The sequence below is a fragment of the Nonomuraea zeae genome (assembly GCF_005889725.1).
GTDB classification, from domain to species: domain Bacteria; phylum Actinomycetota; class Actinomycetes; order Streptosporangiales; family Streptosporangiaceae; genus Nonomuraea; species Nonomuraea zeae.
Genome location: NZ_VCKX01000025.1, coordinates 66,828 through 74,720 on the forward strand (window position 1 = coordinate 66,828; position 7,893 = coordinate 74,720).

General features: G+C 73.5%; 3 protein-coding genes. 2 read left to right on the top strand and 1 reads right to left on the bottom strand.

Annotation, left to right across the window (positions count from 1 at the left end; all coding sequences use genetic code 11):
• Positions 1-64: 64 nt before the first annotated feature.
• A complete protein-coding gene (locus ETD85_RS66765) occupies positions 65-2,947 on the top strand; it encodes an ATP-binding protein (RefSeq protein WP_138689597.1) in 2,883 nt (960 codons plus the stop codon).
• Here ETD85_RS66765 and ETD85_RS11285 read toward each other — a convergent pair.
• Positions 2,944-6,363 carry a M28 family peptidase gene (locus tag ETD85_RS11285; protein ID WP_240779089.1) on the bottom strand — a complete coding sequence of 1,140 codons (3,420 nt, stop codon included), beginning with the start codon at positions 6,361-6,363 and terminating at the stop codon, positions 2,944-2,946. The genes ETD85_RS66765 and ETD85_RS11285 overlap by 4 nt on opposite strands.
• Positions 6,364-6,667: 304 nt before the next feature.
• On the opposite strand from ETD85_RS11285, the gene ETD85_RS11290 reads away from it, so the two are divergent.
• Positions 6,668-7,893, top strand: a 1,226-nt coding sequence (locus tag ETD85_RS11290) for an AfsR/SARP family transcriptional regulator (RefSeq protein WP_138689598.1), incomplete at its 3' end; no start/stop codon positions are given.

Sequence of the window (7,893 nt, forward strand, 5' to 3'; positions counted from 1 at the left end):
CTGAGAAGCAAGGAAACTCAACCAACAGTAAACCCGCACTGTTACCGGAGACCCCGGAGACCCGATGACAAGCCTGGTTACTCCTGCGTTGGTCGGGCGTGACGCCCAGCTACGACTGCTCATCGGCACCATCACCAGCCCACCTGCCATCACCCAGGTGCAGGGCGAGGCAGGCATAGGGAAGACCAGGCTCGTCAGGGCGGCGATCGACCTGCTCCGCGACGGCGAGCCCACGGTGCTCCTCGGCCACTGCCACCAGATCCGCGAGCCGTTCCCGTACGGGCCGGTGTTCGACGCGCTGCGGCACGTCGCCGGGGCCCTGCCCGGCGAGGACCGGCTCAGCCCGGTCACCGGGGCGCTGCGCGGCTACCTGCCCGAGCTGGCGGTGCACCTGCCGCCGGCCCCCTCGCCGCCGCCGCTCGACGACCCGCGGGCCGAGCGGCACCACCTGTTCCGCGCCGTGCACGCGCTGCTGGCCGCCGCGGGGCCGGTCGTGCTGGTGATCGAGGACCTGCACTGGGCCGACGACGGCACGCGTGACCTGCTGCGCTTCCTCACCGACCAGCCGCCGGACGGGCTGGCGCTGGTGGTGACGTTCCGCAGGGAGGAGCTGCCGGTGCCCGGGCTGCCGTTCGGGCACGCGTACCGGCGACCGCCCGGCGTGCGCAGTGAGGTGATCTCGCTGACGCCGCTCGACGTCGAAGGCGTGCGCAGCCTGACGGGCGCGCTGCTCGGCCGGCCGGCGGTGACCGCGGACTTCGCCGCCAAGCTGCACGAACGCACGGCGGGGGTGCCGTTCGTGATCGAGGAGGTGGTGCGCTCGCTGCTCGACGGCGAGGGCCGGTTACCCGAGGCGGGCGCGCTCGACCGGATGGCCGTGCCGCTGCTGCTGCGGGAGGCGATGGCCGAGCGGCTCACCGGGCTGTCGCCGGCCGCGCTGCGCGCCGTGCACGCCGCCGCCGTGCTGGGCCTGCCCGCCGACGAGCACCTGATCGCCGCCGTCTCCGGCCACGCCGAGACGGGGCTGAGCCAGGCGTTGCAGGCCGGGGTCCTGCTCGAACACCAGGACAGCCAGTACGGCTTCCGCCACGCCCTCGCCCAGCAGGCCGTCTACGACGCCATCCCCGGCCCCGATCGCCGGCTCATCCACCACCGGGCGATGTCCGCACTGTCCACGCTCGACCCGCCGCCCCTCGTCCAGCTCGCCTACCACGCCCGCCGCGCGGGCGACTTCGCCGCCTGGCAGCGCCACGGCAGCGCCGCCGCCGACCACGCCGCCGCGCTCGGCGACATCCCGCTGGCCGTCGAGGTGCTCGAAGGGCTGCTCGCCGACCCCAAGCTGCCCCGCGAGGCCCGCGGCGCGCTCGCGCTCAGGCTCAGCCGGGTCGCCGCGATCGGCCTGTCGCACCGCCGCGTCGCGCGGATCCTGCGCCACCTGCTGTCCGACGACTTCCTGTCCAGGCGGGTACGCGGCGAGGCCCGGCTCAACCTGGGCGTGCTGCTGTCCAACCAGGCGGGCGCGGTGGCCGCGGGCCGACAGGAGATCCTGGCCGCGCTGCCCGACCTGGACGACAACCCCAGCCTGGCCGCCCGCGGCCTGGCCCTGCTGGCGATGCCCGCGTGGGGCGGCGAGCCGCTCTCCAAGCACGAGGAGTGGATGGAGCAGGCGGAGAAGCTGCTGGCCGAGGGCCGCGACCCGGAGCTGGCCGCCGCCGTGCAGGCCAACAAGGTCAGCCTGGCCATGCTCGTCGGCTCGCCCGACGCGTTCGAGCTGGTGGCCACGCTGCCGGTCAACGACCCGTCCACGGCCGTGCGCCGCCAGGTGGCGCGCGGCTACTCCAACCTGTACGACGCGGCGCTGGCGCTCGGGCACTACGCCGCGGCCGAGCGGTTCGCCGAGCAGAGCCGGCGCATCGCGGAGGAGACGGGCGCGCTCTACCCGGTGTTCCTGGTGGAGATGTCGTCGATCCGGCTCGACCTGCTGACCGGCCGCTGGGCGGGCCTGCGCGAGCGGGCGGTCGCCGCCGTGGAGATGACGTTCGAGGCGCCGCTGCTGGCGGTGGAGGCCCGGCTGGCGCTCGGCATGCTGGCCCTGGCCAGGGGCGAGTGGGACGAGGCCGGCGAGCATCTGGAGGCGTCCGGTATCCGCGACCTGGACTCCGGTTTCCTGCCCGTCGCCGCCGCCGGGTCGAGCGGCCTGGTCGAGCTGCACCTGACCAGGGGCGCGATCGACGCCGCGCTGGCCGAGGCCGATCTGGCGGTGGGCCGGCTGCGGCGCAAGGGCGTGTGGGTGTGGGGCGACCAGCTCGTGCCCGCCACCGTCGTCGCGCTGCTGCGGGCCGGGCGGCCCGCGCAGGCGGCTGAGCTGGTGGCCGAGTTCGCGGCCGGCATCGCGGGCCGGAACGCGCCGTCGGCGCACGCCGGGCTGGACGCCGCCAGGGGCGCGCTGGCTTGGGACGCGGGCGGGTTCGGCGCGGCGGCGGAAAGCTACGCCAGGGCGCGCGAGGCGTACGAGTCGATGCCGCGGCCGTACGGCGCGGCGCGGGCGGCCGAGTCCGAGGCGGGCGCGCGGCTCGCGCTCGGGGACCGGCAGTGCGCCGCCGACCTGGTCGCCGGGGCCGGCGAGCGGTACGTCGCGCTCGGCGCCACCCACGACGCGGCCCGCTGCCGGCGGCTGCTGCGGGAGATCGGCCCCGAGAGCGGCCGGGGCGGCGCGCCGCGCAGGAAGGCCAAGAGCGGCGTGCTGTCCCCCCGGGAGAGCGAGGTCGCCAGGCTGGTCGCGCTCGGGCGGACGAACAGGGAGATCGCCGAGGTGCTGTTCCTGTCGCGGCGCACCGTGGACACGCACGTGGCGCGGGTGCTGCAGAAGCTGGGCGTGCGCACGCGCGCGGACGTGCGCGAGCCCCGGCCGGAGAACCGGCCGGGGCCCGCTGAGCCGCCCGGTTAGACGGTGATGCTCCAGGAGTCCAGGAATCCGGTGTCACCGGAGTAGACGTCCTCGATGTCGAGCACCCAGGTGCCCGCCGCCTGCTGGCTGACCGGGACGGTGAACGTCCTGGTGCCGTACTGCGTGCAGGTCGTGCCGCCGTACCTGTCGACGGCGTACCAGGTGCCGTTCGGGCCGCGTACCCAGATGTCGAGGTCCTCCGCGCAGGTGTGGCTGATCGTGATGGACAGCCGGACCGGAGAGGTCGCCGTGCCCGTCGCGGTGGAGGTGATCGAGCTCTGGGTGTTGCTGTAGTCGGCGATCGGATAGTCGGTGTCGTTGGTGAACGTCCTGCCGCCCGAGGTGCCCTGGACGGTCAGCGCGTACGTCGTCGTACGCGTGCCGGTCTCGCCCGTGCCGGTCACCGTGACGGTGTAGCCGCCCGCGGGGGTGGTGGGCGCGGTCGAGATCGTCAGCGTCGACGATCCGCCCGAGGTCACCGAGGCCGGGTTGAACGTGGCCGTGGCGCCCGTCGGCAGGCCGCTGGCGGACAGGTTCACCGTCTGCGCCGTGCCCGCCGTGGTGCTCGTGCCGATCGTGGAGGTGGCCGACGAGCCCGCCTGCACCGTGCCGGAGGCAGGATTGGCCGAGATCGAGAAGTCACGCGGCTGCGTGCCTCCGACCGCCTGCTTCCAGATGGCGTAGGCCGCGGCGTCGGCCGCCCGGTCGAGCACGGTGTCGTTGATGTTGGTGGTCGTGTCGCAGGAGGCGTGGTAGCAGGAGTCGTACGCGCGTCCTGCCGTGCCGCCCCACTTGGTGGCCTGTGCCGAGGTCTTCGTCGCGCTGGCGCCGGCCGCCACGCCCGAGCTCGCGATGCCGGCGTTGCGGAAGGAGGCGTCGTCGGAGCGGTTGGCGCCCTCGACGTTCTCCTCGGGCTGCAGGCTCAGCCTGTCGTAGAACTCCTTGAGATAGGCGGCTCCGGTGGTGGTGATGTTGTTGATGAAGTAGCCGCCGTTGGTGGAGCCGGTCATGTCGTAGTTGTAGTAGACCTGGATCCGCGACCGCTCGGTGGCGCTGAGCGAGTTGACGTAGAACTCAGAGCCGTTGAGGCCCTGCTCCTCGTCGGTCCACCAGCCGAACCTGACGTGCTTGGTCAGCGTCGGGTTCCGCTGCGCGAGGGTCAGCGCGACCTCCAGCAGGTTGGCCGAGCCGGAGCCGTTGTCGTTGATGCCGGGCCCGGCCGCGACGCTGTCGAGGTGCGCTCCGGACATGATGACCTGGTTGGCGTCGCCGCCCGGCCAGTCGGCGATCAGGTTCGGGCCCGCGCCGCTGGTGCAGTAGGTCGTGCTGCAGCTCTGCCTGACGACGGTGTAGCCGGCCGCGCGCAGCTTGTCCTCGATGTAGGAGACCGATTGCAGGTAGCCGTTGGTGGTGGACCTGCGGGTGCCGCCGTTGGCCGTCGCGATCGACTGGAGCTGCGAAAGGTGCGCCTTGATGTTGGTCAGGCTGATGTCGGGCGGGTCACTGCCGCCGGGGCCCTGTCCGACCGTGAGGGTGTAGGTGGCCGTGTGCGGGCTCGTGCCGGTGCCCGTGACGGTGATCGGGTACGTGCCCTGCGCCGTCGACGAGCCCACCGACAGCGTCAGCGTCGAGGAGTTGCCCGAGGTCACCGAGGACGGGCTGAAGCTCGCCGTGGTGCCGCTGGGCAGGCCCGACGCGCTCAGGCTGACGGTCTGCGCGCTGCCCGAGGTCGTCTGCGTGTTGACCGTGGCCGTCACCTGCTGGCCCGGTGGAGTGCTCCCGGACGACGGGTTGAGCGAGATCGAGAAGTCGTTGCCCGGGGTGCCGCACGCGGGCTCGCCGGAGGCCGCCGCCACGCTCACCGCGCTCCACGCGGCCTTGGTGGTGTTGCACTCGGTGCTGCTCGCGCCGTACAGCTCGATCACGGCCGCGACGGAGGCGGCGCGGACGTTGGTGTAGCGCCAGGACGAGGTCTTGCGACCCAGCGCGCCCATGAAGATCTTGCCGGCCTTCTGGATGCCGATGCCGGTGACCGACGAGGGCCCGCCGGAGCAGATCGGGCTGCTCGGCTTGCCGCCGCCGGGGTTGCTGCCCTCGGCCAGCAGGTAGAACCAGTGGTTGAGCGGGCCGGCCGCCGCGTGCACCTCCGTGCTCGGGATCGAGGAGGAGTAGCAGTTGGGGTCGCCGAGCGCGCTCGGGTTGTACATGTTGCGGATCGGCCCCTGCCCGACCAGGTTGACCTCCTCGCCGACCAGGTAGTCGGCCGGGTCGTTGGCGTTGGCGGCGAAGGCCTCGGTGAGCGCTCCGAAGATGTCGCCCGTGCCCTCGTTCAGCCCGCCGTTCTCGTTGCCCGAGCCCGCGCCGCCCGGCGTGGTCTGGAAGATGGCGTGCCCGAACTCGTGGGCCACGACGTCGATGGGGGTCGCCTGCTGGGTGTTGGCCTGGTTGTGGCCGAAGTTGGTGTAGCTGCCGTTCCAGTAGGCGTTCACGTCGGCGAGCCCGACGCGCGCGGGGAAGCCGCGGCCGCTGCCGTTGATGCCGTTGCGGCCCAGCCAGTCGCGCAGCATGTCCCACTCGCGTTGCACGCCGTAGAGCGCGTCGACGCAGGCGGTCTCCAGGTTGGTGCCCGAGCCGTTGCCCCACGCGTCGTCGGTGCCGGTGTAGGCGCTGCCGCCCTGGCCGCCGCACTGGATGCCGGGCCTGGTCGTGTCGGTCATCGAGTACGAGCTGCCGGAGCCGCTGGTGTTGATGGTGACCTGGCCGTAGTAGTAGCCGTTGCCGGTGCCCGCGCGTACGAGGTCGTACGAGTCGGCGATCTTGCCGGTACGCGCGTCCACGAACACGTGCTGGATGCTCGGCTTGCCCTCGGAGATGCCGCTGACCACGGCCTCCCAGGTCAGCCTGGGCCGCTCGCCCCAGGCGAGCACGACCAGGCGCGGGGCCGCAGTGTCGTCCACCCGCGAGAGCCTGGTCCTGGCCACTTCCGTGGCCTTCTCCGCGCTGATCGTCGCCTTCGTCGGCAGGTTGCGCGGGCTCGGGCCCGCCGCCGCGACCGTGTCCCTGACGTGCCCGGCCGCATCGGTGACGACGACGGCGTCGCCGCCCACCATGGGCAGGCCCTTGTAGGTGCGCTCATAGGCCACGTAGAACATGTCGCTCGCGCCCGGAGTGACCCCGACGCGGCTGTACGCCTCGTCCGGGCCCCTGCTGAGCTCGTCCAGCTGGCTGGAGACGGCCTTGTCCGCTACTGCCGCCGCGAGCGACGCGGGGTCGGCCGCCGCTCGGGTGGTGGCGCCGGAGCCCTCCTGAGCCGGGGTGACCCCGGGAGGGGCGGCGTTCGCAGGTGGCGTTTGTAACGCCATCGTCGCGGCCGTGGCCATGCCGACGACCGCCGCGAGTAAGGCTTTGCGTTTCACGCTGTGTTGCTCCTTTCGGCGGTTCCCCGGGCCGCCCGCGCTTGTGAGCGCACGACGGCCACCGCGAGCCCGGGGTTCTCCCGGGTCGCGCGGATGTCAGGGAATTGGGGGGTGTTAATCGGGGGGTGACAAAGGGTGAAGAGAAAGCGAGCGGACCGTTTCGCCTTGTTGCCGCCAGACGCTAAGCGCTCGCCCCCCGCGGGGAAATACGTATGTCCATCCGTAGGCATACCGATAATTTCGTTCTGGCTGGTCAGGTCGGGTCTGTGCGCCCGTACAGGGGAGGTGGGGGACAATCGGGGTCGTGCAGTTCGCCATCCTGGGCCCGCTGGTGGTGCGGCCGGACGGCGGCGACCCGATCGCCGCCGGCGGCCCCCGGCCGCGCGCCCTGCTCGCGCTGCTGCTGCTGGACGCCGGCCGCACGGTCAGCCTCGAACGCCTCATCGACGGCCAGTACGGCGACCGCCCGCCCGCCGGGGCCGCCAACGCCGTCCAGGCCCAGATCTCCCGGCTCAGGCGCAACCTGCCCGCCGGCCTGATCGAGTCCCACGGGACCGGCTACCGGCTGGTGGCCGATCGCGACGACGTGGACGCGCACCGGTTCGAGCGGCTGGCGCGTGACGGCCGGCGGCTGCTGGCGACCGGCCGGGCCGCCGCCGCGGCCTCCGTGCTCAGGGAGGGGCTCGACCTGTGGCGCGGGCCGGCCCTGGCGGACGTGGCCGGCGCGCCGTTCGCGGTGCCGCAGGCGCAGCGGCTGGAGGAGCTGCGGCTCGCGGCCACCGAGGACCTCCTGGAGGCCGAGCTGGCCCTGCCCGAGGCCAGCCCGGTGGCGGCGCTGCGGGAGCTGGCCGACGCGCATCCGCTGCGCGAGCGGCCGCGCGGGCTGCTGATGCGGGCGCTGCACGCGGCCGGGCGGCAGGCCGAGGCGCTGGCCGTGTTCGACGACGTACGGCGGCTGCTCGCCGACGAGCTGGGCGCCGACCCCTCACCGGAGCTCCAGGCCCTGCACCTGGAGCTGCTGCGCGGCGAGCGGGACCGGGAGCGCGTGACCAGGGTCCAGCCGCCGGCGCAGCTCACCAGCTTCGTCGGGCGGGAGGAGGAGCTCGCGCGCCTCGACGCGCTGCGTCCCGCCCGGCTGGTCACCGTGGTCGGGCCGGGCGGCACCGGCAAGACGCGCCTGGTCATCGAGGCGGCGGGCCGGTGGCCCGGTCGAGAGGTGTGCTTCGCCGACCTTTCCCTGATCTCCGGCTCCGGGCAGGTGCCGCAGGCGGTGCTGGGGGCGCTCGGGCTGCGCGAGCCGGCGCTGCGGCCCGCCTCGGCGGCCGAGCTCGTCGAACGCCTCGTCGCCGCGCTGTCCGAGCAGGAGCTGCTGCTGATCCTGGACAACTGCGAACACGTGATCGCCGAGGCCGCCGCGCTCGCCCACCGGCTGCTCGCCGCCTGTCCCGGCCTGACGATCCTGGCCACCAGCAGGGAGCCGCTGAGCATCACCGGCGAGCAGCTGGTCCCGCTGCCCCCGCTGCCCACCCC

What these genes read in the sequence shown, in the direction of transcription:
- ETD85_RS66765 (WP_138689597.1), top strand. Translation starts at nt 65, where the DNA reads ATGACAAGCCTGGTTACTCCTGCGTTGGTCGGGCGTGACGCCCAGCTA.